The organism is Brucella pseudogrignonensis (genome assembly GCF_031454375.1).
Taxonomy (GTDB): domain Bacteria; phylum Pseudomonadota; class Alphaproteobacteria; order Rhizobiales; family Rhizobiaceae; genus Brucella; species Brucella pseudogrignonensis_A.
Genome location: NZ_JAVDQT010000001.1, coordinates 1,182,557 through 1,196,945, shown reverse-complemented (window position 1 = coordinate 1,196,945; position 14,389 = coordinate 1,182,557). Strand labels below are relative to the sequence as shown.

Sequence of the window (14,389 nt, the reverse complement as noted above, 5' to 3'; positions counted from 1 at the left end):
AGTTTGAATAACAAAGTCATTCTGACGGGGGAATTATGCCTAGTACTCGCGATAAGCTTAAAAGTATTTTATCAAAGTTGGATGCACGTACCGCCAGCGAGCGTGTTTTCAGTACCATGTATGCTGGCACAGCTACTACAGAAGCCAGTGCTTCTGACGAGCGGCGTGATAGTGGGCGGCTGATCGGTCCGCTGGATGGTCGGATCATATCGATCAAAGACCTGTTCGATATCAAAGGCGAGCCGACACTTGCGGGTTCTGTTGTACGCAAAACTGCCGAGGTCGCGAGCGAAGACGCCGTAGTTGTCGAGCGTTTAAGGGCTGCGGGCGCAGTTATTATCGGCAAAACGCATATGACTGAGTTCGCGTTTACAGCTGTCGGCTTAAACCCGCATTATGGCGTGCCAGCCAATGCGATTGATCCTCTACGTGTGCCGGGCGGCTCATCTTCGGGGGCTGCGGTGTCGGTGGCCGAAGGAACCAGCGAAATCGCTATCGGTTCTGACACAGGCGGATCGGTGCGAATTCCGGCAGCGCTCAATGGACTGGTTGGATTTAAGCCGACTGCAAGTCGAATTCCGCTGCTCGGTGCTTTTCCATTGGCGCCTTCGCTTGATTCGATTGGCCCAATTGCCAGAACTGTCTCAGGTTGTATTCTTGCCGATGCTATTATGGCGGGAGACGAACCGGTTTTACCAATGCCAATAGCTTTGGACAGATTAACGGTTGGCTTGCCTGAAGGTATGCTGCTAGCCGATATGGAATCCGAGGTTTGTGATGCTTTCAAGCGCGGCCTTAAGATGCTTCAGGGTGCAGGTGTTCGGATCGTTTCATTCGAGCTGAATGATCTTATTCTTGAATTGCGGAAGGCTGCTTCGATTGGCTCGATTGCGGGCCTTGAAGCGAGCCATATCCATGCGGATACATGGTTGAAAGATCCAGACGCTGACGTCGACGAACGTGTGAAGCATACACTCGCAAAACGTCTTAAAGTGTCCGCGAAAGACTATCGGGGTCTTATGCAGACGCGGCAAACATTGATTGCCGAAATGAATCGGCGGCTTGCAGGTATAGATTTTCTGGTAACGCCGACAACACCAATCGTTGCACCGACCATTGCATCGGTTATTGACGACGCGGTGGAATATGAGCGCGTTGAAGGGTTACTCTTGCGCAATACACAGATCGCTAACCAGTTCGATCTTTGCAGCGTTACGCTGCCGATGCCTGTAACAGGGCTGCCAGTGGGACTTATGCTAACGGCGCGCAATGGCTCGGATAAGGAGTTGCTCGCCGCCGCACTTTCTGTCGAAAAGCTATTAAGCTGACGCTTTAAGCGCTTCCGCATCGCGGCGGATACGCGCCACCATTGATCGCAGTCCATTGGAGCGCTGCGGTGTCAGATGTTCGTCCAGCCCCAGTTTCTTGAGAACCTCTTCCGGATCGGATGCCACGATTTCGGAAGCTTTGCGCCCTGAATAAAACGCGAGCACGATGGCAACCAGTCCACGCACGATATGCGCGTCGGAATCACCGAGAAAGTCGATGACTGGGTCAGAACCTTCATGAGGAATGGTTTTGAGCCAGACCTGACTGACGCAACCCTGTACTTTGTGAGCGGCATCGCGAGCATCGTCAGGATAGGCAGGGAGTTCTTTCCCTAGATCAATCACATAGCGATAGCGATCTTCCCAATCGTCGAGAAATTCGAAATCGGAAATAATGCTGTCGATTGTCGTGGTCATGATATCTGCTCAAATTGGGTCACGGTTCGCTTGCCTATATAAGGACAAAGCGCGCGAACGTCACCCCAAACCGTCAATTGCGAGAGGGAATTGCGCCGGTTGTCGACCGATCAAGTGCGCGAAGTGCTTCGGCGCGCGGGGTAGGAATCGGAATTTTCGAAATCGTATGCTGCGTTGGCTGAGCCATAGGTTCCGGTGAGGCTGGCGTTCCGTTTGGAGGCTTTGTGCCAAAACGGTCGCTCAGATATTCAAGTACACCGCCAGTGCGCTCCACTGCGCCGCTTGTGGCACTGGACAGAAAAGATGCGCCGTTTTCGCAAAGTGAAGGATTGTTTACGCAGAGCTTGCCGAGTTCCAGCGCGGTTTTTCCATTGGAAAGCAGCTGGTCTATTTGGCCCGGTTCATTCTGGGATGTCGCACCAACTGGTTTCTGAGTTGTTGTGTTTTCTTCATCCGCAGGAAAAAAGTGCGGCATTATCATAAATGCCAGCGACAGCCAGATTGCGGATTTGATGAGAAAACGGATCATTGCTCTCGAATGTGTTGGCCGGGATTGGCAAAAACATTCTTCACTAAAATTGAAAAGATTCCGTAACCGAGAGAATCAAAGGTTTCAAGTGTCACTACTTGGCTAAGCGGTTCGGCATAGCATTTGTTTCATCCACCTTCTGTTTACCATAGTGGGAAAACTCTGGCTCGAGACTGTCAGATTTTGCATCAATCCGCTCATCGTAGGTTTGTTTTATCGTTTCTTTAAAGCCTCGGCTGCATTCTGCCATTAACAGGCCAATCCCTGATGGATGTGCCGAATGAGTATTGAGTGAGTAGGGCAAGTTGAGCGCCATTCTTTTGAACGCAGTGGAGAAAGCAGGCACGAAAGTGCAGGCGCTTGCGCGTTTTTATGAACGTTTTTGCCAGCGCTGGACTGATCGTTCAGATGCTTCTGCGATTCGCATCGTCGGTTCGTTCATGCTTTTGCCGGTGCTGCTGTTTGTAGCGGTCTGTGCATCGGGTATTGCAAATGACTTTGCGACATCTGCCGTACTTGCAGCAAGTTTCGCAGGCGTTGCGATGATATTCTGCGCTTTGAGCCTGATGGGCGTGAATGCTGCGGTTCTCGGAACGCTGAATTTTGCCGTGTATGGCGCTGGTCTTGGCGCAATCGCAGGACTCACCAATGGCAGCAGCATAGTGCTTTGGGTGATGGCGGCAGCCCTTCCACTAGAAGCATGGCTGGTGAGCCGTAAACCGCTTGCAGCACTCGTAGCTGTTGGTGTTGCGGCACTTATTTTCGCTGTGGGCGGTCTTGCTGTTGCAAGCGTGTCGTCCACTGCGCTGGTCATCTCCCTTGTCTATATAACAAGCCTTATCGCTCGCAGTTCAAAGGTCCGAACGGTGGTGGTTTCGGCTCCGCCGATTGCACAGAAGCCGGTTGTAGCGGCTGGCGATATTCTGATGACACTCGACGCTGAAGGCGTTGTTTCTGAAATCGGAATGGAGTCCGCGGCATCTCTTGGCGTTCAGCCTGCAGCGCTGGAAGGCGTTGCACTGCTTGATCGCGTTCACGTCGCCGATCGCGTCCAATATGTTTCTTTGCTTGCTGATCTGCGCTCTGGTCACAATGCGCGCCCGGCCGATGTACGCCTTCGCACAGTTGAAGATGGCAATACCGTTTTCCTGTCATTCCGCATGGAAGGTGTTGCAAAGAATGGCATCATCACGCTGGTTGGACGTTCGCTGGAAGGTGAGCACCGACTGCTTGAAGAAATTACTGCATTGAAAGCTGAGCTTGAAGCAGAACGCATTGGCAAGGGTCGTCTGCTGGCAACCGTTAGCCATGAACTGCGTACGCCGCTCAATTCGATCATCGGTTTCTCGGATATGCTTACGCATGAAATGGGCTGCCAGTTGCAGGATGAAAAGCAGCGTGAATATGCGGGGCTTATTCATAAGTCGGGCCATTATCTGCTGGAACTGGTCAACTCGGTTCTTGATAATTCCAAGCTTGAAACTGGTACTTACCGGATTGAACCGCAGAGCTTTGCTTTCCGTGAAGCCGCTGATTTGTGCGCGTCGGTTATGCTGCCACAGGCCGAAAAGAAGAGCATCGCTTTCTGCCATCGCGTGAATGCGACGACTGGTGATGTGGTCGCTGATCGCCGTGCGGTTCAGCAGATTTTGCTCAATCTGGCAGCCAACGCAGTGAAGTTTACGCAGTCGGGCGGTTGCGTCACCATCGATGCATCGCGTGTTGTGATTGATGGACGGCCGCAGCTCGAAATCATTGTCGCAGATACAGGAATCGGCATTGAGCCGGAAGATATGCAGCGCATCGGATCGCCATTCGTGCGGGCCGATAATCAATATACGCGCGCGCAAGAGGGAACAGGCCTTGGCCTTTCGGTGGTCCGGGGATTGGTAGAGCTTCACCAGGGCTCGATGAATATTAAAAGTTGTGTGGGCGAAGGAACAGTTGTGACTGTCCTTCTGCCGGTGGCAGGCCCACAGAAACTATTTGATCAGGATTCTTTGGGAGAAGAAGACGAACAGCAACTTGGCACGGTCATCGACATGCACCGTCACCAGGGAGAACGGAACAATGAGTGGCACAAAGACGAAAACCGTGAACAGAGCCAGAAGCGGATCGACGCGCAAGCCCGCAAAACGGCCTAGTCTCGGACGTCGTCTGCTTCAGGTCTTTTTCAGTTCGGCTTCGGCGCTGGCGATGTTCGCTGGCAACTTTATCGTGCGCAATCCTGTGCTGACTGGAGGCGCAACGGCCTTTGCAGTCGTGATGGGCTTTGTTTCGGCCAATGCGCTTTGGTATCAGCCTGAAGCGCATAATGCTGTCTTCTTCAAAACGCGTACGGATTTTGTCTTCAAGGCGACGCCGCGCGCCTATTTGCCCGGAACCGCTCCTGAACATAAGCAGGAAGCGACAGAAAACGTTCAACCTGTTGAAACGCCAACACAAAGTCAGACAGAAACAGCTGAGATTTCGCCGGATCGCTTGCAGCTGACGGGCTCAATCGATGAAATGCTGCCAGCACTCGCACCCAATGCGGATGTTGAAATTGCTCGTTTGCAACAACGATTGCTGACGCTTGGTATCTATCAAGGTGCTGTTGACGGCTTTACAGGCCCGCAGACGCGTGAAGCTATCGAACGCTGGCAGGCATTGCAGAAAAAGGTCGGAGCGCCGGCGCAAAACGGTGCAGTTGCGGCACCGAAAGAAGATGATGTTGCGAAGCTTATAGATACGGCAGTGCCGACACCACGGCCTCAGCCCGCAGTTTTAAAGGTCGAAACACCTGCGAAGCGTGCGCCTGATCTGGCGTCTCTGGAAAGCAAACCCGCGCAGCCGAAGAAGCAGCCAGTCGAACTGGCCGCATTTCAACCGCAGGCGAAGATTTCTTCGCAGGACATTGTCCGCGTTCAGGCTGGCCTTAAGGCGTTTGGCAATGAAATGGTCAGCGTTGACGGTGTTCCGGGTAAATCGACACAGGATGCAATTCGCGAGTTTCAGAAACTGTTCAAATTGCCTGTAACTGGCGAAGTTGATGCTGCTTTGATTTCTAAAATGCGCGAAATTGGCCTGATCAGCTGATACGGGATAAGCTATGCGCCTGACATCGGATTTCTGGGTTTCTGCTCTGCTCCGCAAAGTGCAAGGAGACGGCGGCTTTGCCTATCTGGCGCGTCGCGGTTCTAAGGAAGCGGGAGCGATTTTCATTAAGATCAGCTCACGCTTTGGCACCTGTGATCTTTATTCACCAGCGCCGCAGACTTCTTATGAAGAAAATAGCGATGGTGAACGCATGTTTTTGCGCATTCTTCATGATGTCGATGATCTTAAAGTCAGTGAGCGGATGGAACGGGAAACCCGTTTTGATCCTGATCTCTGGCTGATTGAGTTGGAAGATGTAGCCGATCCGACCAATCTTTTCTCAGTCGCTTTGGATGATTTATAGGCTGGTTCGAATGGAGGCGGAATCGACATCCGCAGCTGTAACCATCTCACGCAATTTGCTGCGCAATGCTTTCGACATGTCGTCAGCCTTCCAACGACGGACGAGCATGACAGCTTTTTCCTGATCGATAGAGCGGTAAATCTGAATAAATTCACGCAATCCGTCACGGTCGGCAACAACTGGTCCGAGGATTGCGGACATGATCATGAAACATTCGGATGCGGACATGCCGAGCGCACGCAAGGCTATCGGCAAATGCGAATCTGGCCACTTTCCGATAATGCGGTCAGCACGATCAAAAGATACATCCAGCGAATCAGCAAGAGCCGTGCGGAAAATCTGATCATCAATCAGAAGCGCCGTATCGATCAGGTGTTCCGGTGTCGCAAGTGTGCCGGGATTGAAAAAAGAGGCTTGTGGCGCTTCTTCGGTCGCGTGTTCATCCTCATCGACTTCCGAAAAGCTGACCGACTTACCCGTTTCAATGCCAGCAAGGTTCTCTTGTAAAGCAAGCAAACGGTCGATCACGGCATCACTGAAGCTTCGCAACACACCTTTGAGCAGAGGGTCATCCGACTGCCTGCGTGCGATGGCACGGGCATGGGCGAGGCCATTTTTGCTGATAATATCGAGAAGGTCTTGGGGTCTTAGAGTTGCTGAGCGTAGCAGAACTGGCGCAGATATTTCGACAGGCTCATTCGCCAGAGCGAGGACCAGACGCCGCGGCGCATCTTCGATTTGTGCGATTGCATTGGCTGCTTGTCGCTTGCCACGCAAAGTCGCGCGATCAAGAAGCGGGAATGCGAGATCTTCAAGCTGATGTGCGTCTTGTCTTCCGGGGCGTGTCAGTGAGGCGAACGCAGCTATTGCAGCGACCAGAAGGTCGTCCGCTTTGCTGCCATCAGCTCTCGAATTTGACTGGTTCCGATTGCCTGAAATCTCTTCCAGGACGCGGAACTGATCGTTTGTCACGCAGGGTACTCCGGTAGGCTAAAACTATGAACGCGGCCTGCCGCATGTCGGCATCATGGATAATAATTATGAAGCCTTAGCAACTCATTAACCGTGCGCGAGAAAGTGTCTGTTTTGAGGCAGTTAACTGCCTTCGTAAGTTGAACAACGCGCTTGATTGAAGAAACTTTGCAGCTGCTGGTTCCAACTTTCATCAGGAAGGAAGCTGCGTAGAACAACTGCACCTTCGCTAATATCCTGTTCGATAATGATCGACCGACCATCATTCTGAACGCCTTCTGAGCGCAGCGCAGCAATACCAATTGGATCAGCAATAATCAGATCAAGCTGACGGTCACCGGCAACACTGTCATTCAAACTGTAAAGATTGTCGCCATTCGGTGCATAAATGGATAGTGACCAGAAGGGCAGGTTACCTTTCGTCGTGATATGCACAGGTCCATCTGTCAAATCAAACCGGCACGCGGCCTGCCGCATCAATGGATCCTGATCACTCACAAGGCCGGATGTTTCGGAAAGAACATGGAAGCGATAGGCGTCACCAAGCGCTTCAAGATGTGACCACGCGTTTTTGCTCGAATAGAACGGAACCAGCAGCAAGACGGCGATATGCACAATCGCCGCACCAACCACACCAAGAAGAAGCAGGCGCAGGACTTTAGCCACGGCACGCCTCCGTGTTCGCAAGAGGCGTGATGCGCGGCATAACAAGATCAACCAGACCGGAAGAACTGGCGGCAGGCGTATCATAGAGTGTCATGACCAACACAAAATTGCCTGCGCCTTCAACGGGTAACCAGTTGTCAGGGCTGGCATCGGGGCTGATGGTAATTTTCACGCTGCCGTCGTGTTCATATAGCACCTCGCGCGAGTGCAAGGCTGGTTGTAAACCCACGCGTGGTTTTATCGGTTCAAGATCGGTATTGGCCGGATAGAGTGTCCAGAACCTTGCAGAAGGCGTGAAACCGCTCAATCTATAGCTGCATCCCCGGCGCAATTCGCGTCCATTACTATCTCGCCGCGCATAAAAGGGAAGGCCCTCGGCGGTGCCTAGCGCGAGATAGGCTTTGCGTGCTGCACGGGCTTTCGAGTAAGGGTCTGCATCTGTGGTGCCAGCGGCTGGATAAGCATTCCACGCGCCAAGTTGCAATTCGCCAAAACCATCAAAATGATCCAGCGCGTAATCGGTTGCCCATATGCCACCACCAAGCGCAATGACGAGTACCGTAATGACTTTGAGGATTGTTTTCAGCATTCTGATCTCAAAGTACCGATACTTTACTGCGTGCGGCAAGGGCAGGAACCGGCGGTGCATCACGCAAAGCGTCGCTCAGTTCTTTAAGCGTTTTGGTAGCAACGGGCGACAGCACGCGTGGAGCTGCCGACATGGTTTCTTCTGGCTTGTCTGTTGCTGCAACTTTCGGTTCGGTTGATTTGGCAGGCGCCGGGAAGGCGGGCGTGATACCGGGGATCGGCTTTAATTCGATGTTCTGATGAGCATAATTCATCATCCGCTGCCACGCCATTGCAGGTAGCACACCGCCAGTCAGTTCCTTCATCGGGGTGAAATTATCGTTACCAAACCAGACAGCAGCCGTAAAATTGCCGGTAAAGCCAACAAACCATGCGTCACGATAGTTCTGTGTCGTGCCGGTTTTGCCGCCAACGCGTGTCATTGGCAACGCCGCGCGTCGCGCTGTCCCGCGTTCCGGCACTTGCACCAGCATCGAATTCATCTCGAAGGCTGCTTTTTCAGACAATGCCCGGTGCGGCTTTGGTGCATCGCGTGAATAGTCCCACAGGACTTTGCCTTCCGACGAAATAATCTGAGTGAAGGCATGGCGATTGCCAGCCATCCCGCCATTTGGAAAGACATTAAAGCCGGTCGCCTGATCCATCACGGTCATTTCAGAGGTGCCGAGTACCATGGTTTTATGTGAGGAAATGTTTGATTCCACACCCATCGCTTTGGCCAGCGCAACAATGGGCGCAGTTGTCAGATGATCCTTGGCAAGACGAACTGGAACAGAATTGAGCGATCGTACAAGTGCTGTGGTCAGATCGACGCGCCCGGCAAAGCTGCGGCCATAATTACGAGGTGCCCAGTTGCCCCAGCTGACGGGTGCATCGGAAACAATGGTATTCGGCGTCAGTCCTTTTTCCATAGCAGCGGCATAGACATAGGGCTTGAAGGATGACCCGGCCTGACGCAGTGCTTTGGTTGCGCGGTTGAACTGGCTTTCGCCATAGTCGCGACCGCCGACCAGTGCTCGCACCGAACCATCATTGGCGATCACGACTGTGGCAGCTTCAGAAACATTATAGTCTTTGCCATTCTGGCGCAGGTAAAATTCGAGCGATTCTTCTGCAGCTTTTTGTAGATTCCGATCCAGCGTCGTGCGCACGGTCAGCGTATGATATGGGAGGTGCCCCGCAACTTTCTTCACTTCATCAAAAGCGAAGTCGAGGAAATAGTCCGGGCTTTCATTCTTGGCGCGGTCGATGATGCTGGCTGGATTGCGGCGCGCAACGGCAACCTGTCCGTCGCTCATGAAGCCGCTTTCAACCATGTTTGAGAGTACAACATTGGCGCGCGCGCGTGCCGCTGGCAGATTGACATGCGGGGCAAATTTCGCGGGCGCTTTGAACAGGCCTGCAAGCATAGCGGCTTCTGCCAGCGACACATCCTTAACGTTCTTGCCAAAATAAAACTCCGATGCGGCAGCAATCCCGAATGTGCCGCCACCCATATAGGCGCGATCGAGATAGAGCTGGAGTATCTCTTTTTTGCTCAGATTGCTCTCAAGCCAGATCGCAAGAAACGCTTCTTTGATCTTGCGCTCAATGGTGCGTTCATTGGAAAGAAACAGATTTTTGGCAAGCTGTTGGGTGAGCGTAGAGCCGCCCTGAACCACGCCATTGGCGCGCAGATTTTGGCTCAGCGCACGGCTCAGCCCCCAAAAATCGATGCCATAGTGATCAAAGAAACGGCGATCTTCCGTGCCAAGAACGGCCTTGATGACATGATCCGGCAATTCATCAATCGGTACAGCCTGCCGGTGCAGGATACCGCGTTGTCCCAGTTCATTGCCATACCGATCAAGAAAGGTGACGGCATAATCGTCCTGCGCACGCCAGTCTTTTTTTGTTTCTTCAAATGCGGGCAAAGCCAGGGCAAGCATTAGAACAGAACCAATGACGCCCAGCGTAAAGCCTTCATCCAGAATTTCGACAACGAAACGTCGGAAGCCACGAACACGGAATTTTCGTGAGAAAATTGTGATGTTTTCCCACCATTCGCGAGCATAAAAGCGTAGATTATAAAGGCCGGAATCGATCCATGCATCAAGGCCGATAAGGCGCGAAACCCTGAAGGGCTTGCGCCCTTTATTTTCAGAATCTTCATCAGTCTTGTTACGCATGAACTCTACTTTTTAATCGTAAAAGTTGCGAGACGAGCAGAACCTGCCACTTAATCATATCAGATAATTAAGCCATAACTCATGTTAATTCGTAAACGAATTTCAGAAAGTCACACAAGAAAAAAATCTTAAATAGGAAAATAGTCCTTGACGGCGTAACGGTGCTTTGCTATCAATCAGGTACAGTCAGAAAAGTGTGACTGATCTGGATGAGAGCTTTAGTATCCCCGGCTTTCATCCTTATTGCAAAACCCCGGAAGCATCATGCTTTCGGGGTTTTGCATGAGAAAGACTAAGTTAGCGGAAGTTGCCGTTGAAAACGCGAAAAATGGACGAGCGCCGGGAGGCGCGGGTCAGGCTGGCTTTTTGCCTGCAAATGAAACACGACATCGTTTCGGCTGAGATTGCCGAGGTGATGGGATATACAGAAAAACAATATCTTCAGTGGCTGAAGGTTATTGGTCGCGATGAGAAAGCACTCATCAAACCCTCAGCCGCTGACACCGCTCTGCAACGATTGCAGAGCGAACTCAACAAGCTGATCGATGCTGAGGAATTGCCGGATAAGGGCAAGGCTGAAGCTTTGATGGCTTTGGCCAAGGCCGTGAAAACCGTGGGTGAGCTTGCGACTGAAACGGGTGCCGTCGAAACCAGTAATGACACTGGGCTGGTGGGCCTTGTTGAGGTCAAAGCGGCGCTTGCTCGTATAGATAGGAGAATTAACGAACTTGCAAAAAGGCGCGCACGGGAAATCCTGGGCGGCGGACTTGACGCAAAATCAGATCATGGCACTGGACAGCGAGTGGTTGTTCAAGGCGCGTGATGCGCAATTACCACCGTCTGGCCACTGGCGGACATGGCTTATTCTGGGTGGTCGCGGATCGGGGAAAACGCGGGCAGGGGCCGAATGGGTATCGGGAATGGCATTGGGGCTTGCGCCATTTTCTTCGCGACATTGCGGGCATATTGCACTGGTGGGCGAAACTTTTGCCGATGCCCGTGAGGTCATGGTGGATGGTCCCTCCGGCATATTGTCGGTCTCACGATTGTCGCGGCCACGCTATGAGGCGACACGGCGGCGACTGCTCTGGGATAATGGCGCTGTGGCGTCACTTTATACGTCGGAAGATCCAGACGGGTTACGTGGACCGCAGTTTGATGCCGCATGGTGTGACGAACTGGCAAAGTGGAAAAACCCGCAAGCCACATGGGATATGTTGCAGTTTGGTCTGCGATTGGGGAGCTTTCCGCGTCAGGTGGTGACGACAACCCCTCGCGCGGTTCCATTGCTGAAATCATTGATGACCGACAATTCGGTTGCGATGACGCATATGCGAACATCAGAGAATGCCGAGCACCTCGCCAGCGGCTTTATTGAAACGATCAATCAGCGTTATGCGGGTACGCGGCTCGGACGACAGGAACTCGACGGCGAATTGATTGAAGAACGCGCAGGAGCCTTGTGGTCGCGTGAGCGGATTGAGCAATGTTTTGAACAGTCTGCTCCTGAGCTGATCCGTATCCTCGTGGCGATCGATCCGCCTGCCTCATCGGGTAAGTCATCGGACGCATGCGGCATTGTCGTGGCGGGTATCGACGAAAATGGCATTGCGCATGTGCTGGCGGATGAAAGCATGAGCATGGCTAAGCCGCATCAATGGGCGCGGCGTGCAATTGCGCTTTATCATGAATATGAGGCTGACGCGGTGCTGGCCGAAGTTAATCAGGGCGGCGAAATGGTTGCGGCGGTTCTGGCCGCAGAAGATGCAACGGTTCCCGTGCTGATGCGGCATGCATCGCGGGGCAAATGGCTTCGCGCCGAGCCGGTGGCCGCCCTTTATGAGCAGGGGCGTGTTCGTCATGCGGGGCGGTTTACAGCACTTGAAGATGAAATGTGTGATTTCGCGCCGGAAGGTCTTTCGACGGGCCGTTCGCCGGATCGTCTTGATGCGATGGTCTGGGCGCTGACAGAACTGATGCATGGTGCCGATCGAAAGCCGCGTATCCGGCGTTTCGGATAATTTTTACAATCATTGGAGAGCCGATATATGGCGTGGAACTGGCCGTGGCGCAAAGCTGCCGCGAACGCACCCTCATATGCTGATGCGGGGCGCGAGAAAAAGAGCGCGCAAGGTTTTGTCGCCCTGCATATGGAGCGTGGGCCGTCATGGATTGCCCGGGATTATACTTCGCTCGCGCGTGAGGGCTTCATGCGAAATCCGGTTGCGCATCGCTGTGTGCGCCTGATCGCGGAAGCGGCCAGCAATGTGCCGTGGCTGCTTTATGAGGGCACGACCGAGCATGAAACACACCCGCTGCTCGATCTTATTGCGCAGCCGCAAGGTGGGTTGGATAGCAGCAGCTTCTTTGAGCGGCTTTACGGACACTTGCTGATTTCGGGCAATGCTTATGTGGAGCGTGTCGATCTTCCGAGCGGACGCAGCGAGTTGCATCTTTTGCGGCCTGAAAGGGTGACGCTTGAAACATCGAGCGATGGTTGGCCGCAATCGCTGGTCTATCGCTCAGCCAATACGAGCCGTGTTGTCTCGCTTGCGGGTGCGGCTTCCGCTGGTTTACATCTGAAATTATTTCATCCGCTGGATGATCATTATGGATTTCCGCCCCTTGAAGCAGCCCTAATGGCGCTTGATCTGCACAATGCGGCTGGTGCCTGGAACAAGGCTTTGCTTGATAATTCTGCGCGTCCTTCTGGTGCATTGGTCTATGCGCCGAAAGATGGTGGCAACCTCACAGAAGAGCAATTCGACCGGCTCAAAACCGAGCTTGAAGAAGGCTACACAGGGGCCTCTGGTGCCGGACGTCCGCTGCTACTCGAAGGTGGGCTGGACTGGAAAGCGATGGGTTACAGCCCGCAGGATATGGATTTCATCGAGGCGAAGAATGGTGCTGCTCGCGATATTGCACTGGCATTTGGTGTGCCGCCGATGCTGCTCGGCATTCCAGGCGACAATACTTACGCCAATTACGCAGAGGCCAATCGCGCCTTTTATCGCCTGACTGTGCTGCCGCTGATCAACCGCACGGCAAAGGCTTTCGGGTGCTGGTTGGGGCCGATTTTCGGCAGCGAGCTCAGGCTTGAGCATGACACGGATCGCATCGAAGGCCTGTCGGTGGAACGTGAATCTTTATGGCGGCGCGTCTCTGATGCCTCATTCTTAAGTGACGATGAAAAACGCGATGCGGTTGGCTACCAGCCACGCGCAGAAAGGAGAGTGCCATGAGTAATCTGAGTGAAACCGTGATGACGTCCGATGCTACACTGGTGTGGTTCGCGAAGATTGCCGGGGCGGTCGCCGGTTCTGCCGTGTCGCTTGCTTATATGTTGCCAAATGGCAAGCGTGAGGCTGGTATTCGTTTTGCTGTCGGCATTATCTGCGGCATGGTTTTTGGCGGTGCAGCGGGCGTGAAAATTGCCGAAACACTGTCACTTGAACCGCTGCTTGGTCGTGCCGAGGTGATGCTGATGGGCGCAACCGCTGCAAGTCTTGCCGCATGGTCGGTGCTTGGCATTCTCAAGCGTTTTGCCGAACGCATGAAACATGCACCGCTTCCCGGTCTCCCACCTTTGCAAAGGAGCCGGAATGATAAAGCTTGAAACCAAGCGCGCATCATTGGCGCTCGAAGAGATCGAAATCGACGGCAGTTTTTCAGGCTATGCCAGTGTGTTCGGCTTAGCTGATCTTGGAAATGATGTGATCGAAAAAGGCGCTTTTGCAAAGTCGCTTGCATCCCGAAAATCTTCTGGAGTGCGTATGCTCTGGCAGCATGATGCGGCTGAGCCGATTGGCGTCTGGACGGATGTTCGTGAGGATGCACGCGGTCTTTATGTCGAGGGCAGACTTGCCAAAGGTGTTGCACGCGCTCGCGAAGCACTGGAACTGATGCGGGCTGGTGGACTGGATGGTTTGTCGATTGGCTTTCGCACCATCAAAGCACGCAATGATGCGCGCACAGGGCTACGACATATAACCGAGGCCGACCTTTGGGAAATTTCTGTGGTCACGTTTCCGATGCTGCCACAGGCGCGGATCAATAATCTCAAGGCGGATTTGCCGACAGTCAGAGAGTTTGAACGCTGGCTCACGCGGGATGCGGGGCTGAGCCGTTCTGCTGCACGTCTGGTTATAGCCAAAGGCTATTCAGCGCTTGCAGCCTTACAGGGCCAGGACGGGCGGGACGCTTTCCGGGCTGATGATGCAGCGCTTGCGCAGCGTATGCGCGCCGCCTGCAAGATGATGTCACTTAACTAATCAGGATC

Annotated in this window: 15 protein-coding genes; 9 read left to right on the top strand and 6 right to left on the bottom strand. The window is 53.3% G+C overall.

The window, feature by feature from the left end:
- Positions 1-35 precede the first annotated feature (35 nt).
- Positions 36-1,328, top strand: a complete 1,293-nt coding sequence (locus J2782_RS06040) for an amidase (RefSeq protein WP_310010699.1) — start codon at positions 36-38, stop codon at positions 1,326-1,328.
- Here the strand turns inward: J2782_RS06040 and J2782_RS06035 are convergent.
- Together J2782_RS06035 and J2782_RS06030 are read right to left on the bottom strand one after the other, a co-directional pair.
- On the bottom strand, positions 1,320-1,745 hold the full coding sequence (locus tag J2782_RS06035) for a SufE family protein (RefSeq protein ID WP_310010698.1): 426 nt from the start codon (positions 1,743-1,745) through the stop codon (positions 1,320-1,322). The genes J2782_RS06040 and J2782_RS06035 overlap by 9 nt on opposite strands.
- Positions 1,746-1,818: 73 nt before the next feature.
- Entirely contained in the window at positions 1,819-2,274 is a 456-nt protein-coding gene (locus tag J2782_RS06030) for a hypothetical protein (protein ID WP_310010697.1), read from the bottom strand.
- Positions 2,275-2,579: 305 nt separating this feature from the next.
- On the opposite strand from J2782_RS06030, the gene J2782_RS06025 reads away from it, so the two are divergent.
- From J2782_RS06025 to J2782_RS06015, 3 genes are read left to right on the top strand one after another with little or no spacing between them, the layout of a single operon-like run.
- Entirely contained in the window at positions 2,580-4,418 is a 1,839-nt protein-coding gene (locus tag J2782_RS06025; RefSeq protein ID WP_404989592.1) for a sensor histidine kinase, read from the top strand.
- Positions 4,345-5,352 carry a peptidoglycan-binding domain-containing protein gene (locus J2782_RS06020; RefSeq protein WP_310010696.1) on the top strand — a complete coding sequence of 336 codons (1,008 nt, stop codon included), beginning with the start codon at positions 4,345-4,347 and terminating at the stop codon, positions 5,350-5,352. Before J2782_RS06025 ends, J2782_RS06020 begins: the two co-directional genes overlap by 74 nt.
- A 13-nt stretch (positions 5,353-5,365) precedes the next feature.
- Positions 5,366-5,716, top strand: a complete 351-nt coding sequence (locus tag J2782_RS06015) for a DUF1491 family protein (protein WP_310010695.1) — start codon at positions 5,366-5,368, stop codon at positions 5,714-5,716.
- Here the strand turns inward: J2782_RS06015 and J2782_RS06010 are convergent.
- The 4 genes from J2782_RS06010 to J2782_RS05995 all read right to left on the bottom strand — a co-directional run bounded on the left by J2782_RS06010 (position 5,711) and on the right by J2782_RS05995 (position 10,110).
- Positions 5,711-6,688: a DUF2336 domain-containing protein gene (locus J2782_RS06010; RefSeq protein WP_310010694.1), complete on the bottom strand. Its 978-nt coding sequence runs from the start codon at positions 6,686-6,688 to the stop codon at positions 5,711-5,713. The two genes, J2782_RS06015 and J2782_RS06010, sit on opposite strands and share 6 nt — an antisense overlap.
- A gap of 123 nt (positions 6,689-6,811) precedes the next feature.
- Entirely contained in the window at positions 6,812-7,354 is a 543-nt protein-coding gene (locus tag J2782_RS06005) for a DUF1254 domain-containing protein (RefSeq protein ID WP_310010693.1), read from the bottom strand.
- Positions 7,347-7,943 (bottom strand): DUF1214 domain-containing protein, encoded by a 597-nt coding sequence (locus J2782_RS06000; RefSeq protein ID WP_310010692.1) that lies wholly within the window; start codon positions 7,941-7,943, stop codon positions 7,347-7,349. The genes J2782_RS06005 and J2782_RS06000 overlap by 8 nt, the downstream gene beginning before the upstream one ends.
- A gap of 7 nt (positions 7,944-7,950) precedes the next feature.
- A complete protein-coding gene (locus J2782_RS05995; protein ID WP_310010690.1) occupies positions 7,951-10,110 on the bottom strand; it encodes a transglycosylase domain-containing protein in 2,160 nt (719 codons plus the stop codon).
- 313 nt (positions 10,111-10,423) lie between these two features.
- Here J2782_RS05995 and J2782_RS05990 point away from each other — a divergent pair, with 313 nt between their 5' ends.
- The 5 genes from J2782_RS05990 to J2782_RS05970 are packed head-to-tail and all read left to right on the top strand — an operon-like array spanning position 10,424 to position 14,381.
- Positions 10,424-10,933, top strand: a complete 510-nt coding sequence (locus tag J2782_RS05990) for a hypothetical protein (RefSeq protein WP_310010689.1) — start codon at positions 10,424-10,426, stop codon at positions 10,931-10,933.
- Complete coding sequence (locus tag J2782_RS05985) at positions 10,896-12,131, top strand: DNA-packaging protein (protein ID WP_310011104.1); 1,236 nt, start codon at positions 10,896-10,898, stop codon at positions 12,129-12,131. The genes J2782_RS05990 and J2782_RS05985 overlap by 38 nt, the downstream gene beginning before the upstream one ends.
- A gap of 27 nt (positions 12,132-12,158) precedes the next feature.
- Positions 12,159-13,352 carry a phage portal protein gene (locus tag J2782_RS05980; protein WP_310010688.1) on the top strand — a complete coding sequence of 398 codons (1,194 nt, stop codon included), beginning with the start codon at positions 12,159-12,161 and terminating at the stop codon, positions 13,350-13,352.
- Positions 13,349-13,726: a DUF6107 family protein gene (locus tag J2782_RS05975; RefSeq protein WP_310010687.1), complete on the top strand. Its 378-nt coding sequence runs from the start codon at positions 13,349-13,351 to the stop codon at positions 13,724-13,726. Before J2782_RS05980 ends, J2782_RS05975 begins: the two co-directional genes overlap by 4 nt.
- Positions 13,713-14,381, top strand: coding sequence for an HK97 family phage prohead protease (locus tag J2782_RS05970; protein WP_310010686.1), 669 nt, complete (start codon positions 13,713-13,715; stop codon positions 14,379-14,381). Before J2782_RS05975 ends, J2782_RS05970 begins: the two co-directional genes overlap by 14 nt.
- Positions 14,382-14,389: the final 8 nt, after the last annotated feature.

What these genes read in the sequence shown, in the direction of transcription:
- J2782_RS06040 (WP_310010699.1), top strand. Translation starts at nt 36, where the DNA reads ATGCCTAGTACTCGCGATAAGCTTAAAAGTATTTTATCAAAGTTGGAT.
- J2782_RS06035 (WP_310010698.1), bottom strand. Translation starts at nt 1,745, where the DNA reads ATGACCACGACAATCGACAGCATTATTTCCGATTTCGAATTTCTCGAC.
- J2782_RS06030 (WP_310010697.1), bottom strand. Translation starts at nt 2,274, where the DNA reads ATGATCCGTTTTCTCATCAAATCCGCAATCTGGCTGTCGCTGGCATTT.
- J2782_RS06020 (WP_310010696.1), top strand. Translation starts at nt 4,345, where the DNA reads ATGAGTGGCACAAAGACGAAAACCGTGAACAGAGCCAGAAGCGGATCG.
- J2782_RS06015 (WP_310010695.1), top strand. Translation starts at nt 5,366, where the DNA reads ATGCGCCTGACATCGGATTTCTGGGTTTCTGCTCTGCTCCGCAAAGTG.
- J2782_RS06000 (WP_310010692.1), bottom strand. Translation starts at nt 7,943, where the DNA reads ATGCTGAAAACAATCCTCAAAGTCATTACGGTACTCGTCATTGCGCTT.
- J2782_RS05995 (WP_310010690.1), bottom strand. Translation starts at nt 10,110, where the DNA reads ATGCGTAACAAGACTGATGAAGATTCTGAAAATAAAGGGCGCAAGCCC.
- J2782_RS05985 (WP_310011104.1), top strand. Translation starts at nt 10,896, where the DNA reads ATGGCACTGGACAGCGAGTGGTTGTTCAAGGCGCGTGATGCGCAATTA.
- J2782_RS05980 (WP_310010688.1), top strand. Translation starts at nt 12,159, where the DNA reads ATGGCGTGGAACTGGCCGTGGCGCAAAGCTGCCGCGAACGCACCCTCA.
- J2782_RS05975 (WP_310010687.1), top strand. Translation starts at nt 13,349, where the DNA reads ATGAGTAATCTGAGTGAAACCGTGATGACGTCCGATGCTACACTGGTG.
- J2782_RS05970 (WP_310010686.1), top strand. Translation starts at nt 13,713, where the DNA reads ATGATAAAGCTTGAAACCAAGCGCGCATCATTGGCGCTCGAAGAGATC.